General features: G+C 65.6%; 3 protein-coding genes. All 3 read left to right on the forward strand.

Annotated elements, in window-relative coordinates:
* A partial coding sequence (locus tag MOV75_RS36690; RefSeq protein WP_247007825.1) for an ABC transporter ATP-binding protein occupies positions 1–654 on the forward strand: 654 nt, incomplete at its 5' end.
* Positions 651–1,526, forward strand: coding sequence for an ABC transporter permease (locus MOV75_RS36695; RefSeq protein ID WP_246931267.1), 876 nt, complete (start codon positions 651–653; stop codon positions 1,524–1,526). The genes MOV75_RS36690 and MOV75_RS36695, both read left to right, overlap by 4 nt.
* Positions 1,523–1,801: ABC transporter permease (locus tag MOV75_RS36700; RefSeq protein ID WP_369010493.1), on the forward strand; the 279-nt coding region annotated here is incomplete at its 3' end. The genes MOV75_RS36695 and MOV75_RS36700, both read left to right, overlap by 4 nt.

Raw genomic sequence — 1,801 nt, forward strand, 5'->3', positions numbered from 1 at the left:
CATCCGCGCCGCATGTCCGGCGGACAACAGCAGCGCGTGGCGCTGGCGCGCGCGCTGGTGATCAAGCCGAGCGTGCTGCTGCTCGACGAGCCGCTGTCGAACCTCGATGCAAAACTGCGCGAGGAGATGCAGATCGAGCTGCGCCAGATCCAGCGCACCATCGGCACCACCACGATCCTGGTCACCCACGATCAGAACGAGGCGATGTCGCTGTCGGACCGCATCGTGGTGATGAGCCAGGGCCGCATCGAGCAGATCGGTTCGCCGCAGGACACTTATGAGAAGCCGGCCTCGGCCTTCGTCTCGCAGTTCCTCGGCAAGACCAACGATTTTGCCGGGGCGATCGACCGGAGCGTCGCGCCGGCGCAATTGATGGCGGGTTCCTGGAGCGTGCCCGCGCCCGCTGGCCTCAACGGTCCCGTGACCGTCAGCATCCGCCCCGAGCGCATCGGCTTTGGCGATGCGGGCCTCGGCGCGAAAATCGTCACGCGCATCTTCCAGGGCAACCACTGGCTATTCCAGTGCGAGAGCGAATGCGGCCCGGCGATCGTGATCCGGCAGAACGACGGCACAGCGCAGCCGATCGAGGGCGCGGCGGTTCGTCTCACCTGGCGGCCCGAGGACATGAGCGTGCGTGCGAGGCCGGCCACATGAGCGCCGCGACCGAGGAACGTAACGCCCGTGCGCCATGGGCGCTGACGGCGCCCGCCCTGTTGCTGTTCGTGGGCGTGCTGCTGATCCCGCTGGCGATGACCGTGATGCTGTCGTTCCACGATTGGGGCCAGTACAAGGGCATCGAGCCGGTCTTCATCCTCAAGAACTGGCACGAGATCGCGACCGATCCCTATTACGCGGAAATGTTCTGGCGGACGTTTCGAATCGCGATCCTGACCACGCTGCTCACCGCGCTGCTCGGCGCGCCCGAAGCCTACATCCTCAACCGCATGAGCGGCCGCTGGAAGAGCTTCTTCCTGCTGATCATTCTCGGGCCGCTCTTGATCTCCGTGGTGGCGCGGACGCTCGGCTGGGCGCTGCTGTTCGGCGGCAACAACGGGCTCGTCAACAAGCTCTTGATGTCGCTCGGGGTGATCCGATCCCCCATTCCCTTCATGTTCACCGAAACCGGCATGGTCGTCGCGCTCGCGCATGTGATGATGCCGTTCATGGTGCTCTCGGTGTGGGCGGCGCTGCAGCGCCTGGATCCGCAGATCGAGAATGCCGCGATGTCGCTCGGTGCCGGTCCCGCCACCATCATTCGCCGCATCATCATGCCGCAGATCATGCCGGGCGTGCTGTCTGGCGCGATCATCGTGTTCTCGCTCTCGGCCAGCGCCTTTGCGACGCCGGCGATCATCGGCGGCCGCCGGCTCAAGGTCGCGGCGACGCTCGCCTATGACGAATTCCTCAACACGCTGAACTGGCCGCTCGGCGCGGCCGTAGCGACGCTGCTGCTGGTCGCACTGGTGCTGATTGTCGTCGGCAGCAACGCGCTGATCGAGCGCCGCTATGCGGAGGTGTTCCGATGAGACGGAACAGTCCGCTGGCGTTGATCTTCCACGCCATCTTCGTCATCGTCATGGTGGCGCCGATCCTGGTGGTCTGCCTCGTCGCCTTCACGCCAGAGGGTTTTCTGTCGCTGCCGACCAACGGCTTCTCGCTGCGCTGGTTCAGGACCATCGCCAACTATCCTGAATTCATCCACGCCTTCTGGGTCAGCCTCGGGCTCGGCGCGCTGTCGTCCTTGGTGGCGCTGCTGTTCGCGGTGCCGGCGGCGCTGGCGATCGCGCGCCATCGTTTCCGC

Source organism: Bradyrhizobium sp. PRIMUS42 (assembly GCF_023006515.1).
In the GTDB taxonomy this organism is placed as follows: Bacteria; Pseudomonadota; Alphaproteobacteria; order Rhizobiales; family Xanthobacteraceae; genus Bradyrhizobium.

Coding starts and splice junctions, on each gene's coding strand:
- MOV75_RS36695 (WP_246931267.1), top strand. CDS start 651: ATGAGCGCCGCGACCGAGGAACGTAACGCCCGTGCGCCATGGGCGCTG.